The following is a 385-nucleotide window of genomic DNA, read 5'->3' on the forward strand; positions in this document are numbered from 1 at the left end:
GGGCACCAGGATCCCGCCCAAGGCGCGCGAGCAGCAGCTCCAGCAGTTCCTCGACGAGCACAACGTCAAGCCCGAGGGCGAGCAGGAGTTCATGGAGCGCGTGGTCGCGCCGTGGGCGAACCAGGCCGCGATCGAGAGCCTGATGGCCGATGACTACGAGCGCATGAACCGCGACGAGGACGTCGTCGACGCCGGCAAGAGCTCGTTCCGGAGCAACGACTTCGGCGCCAAGCGCGATGGCCCGCGCGAAGATCTCAAGAAGGTCGGCGAGCAGGTCGACGCGAAGGTCGGCGAGGGCGTCGCCGCCGACGAGATCCTCGACTTCCTGATCGGGTCAGTGCCGGAGCTCAAAGGTCGCTACGCGAAGCTCTCAGCGGTCTCGGAG

Annotated in this window: 1 protein-coding gene; it reads left to right on the forward strand. The window is 67.3% G+C overall.

Going from position 1 to position 385, the window contains the following annotated elements; genetic code table 11:
* A partial coding sequence (locus AB3X98_RS42115; protein WP_368610457.1) for a hypothetical protein occupies nucleotides 1–385 on the forward strand: 385 nt, incomplete at both ends.

This window comes from Paraburkholderia sp. BR14312, from assembly GCF_040948675.1.
Lineage (GTDB): Bacteria > Pseudomonadota > Gammaproteobacteria > Burkholderiales > Burkholderiaceae > Paraburkholderia > Paraburkholderia nodosa_A.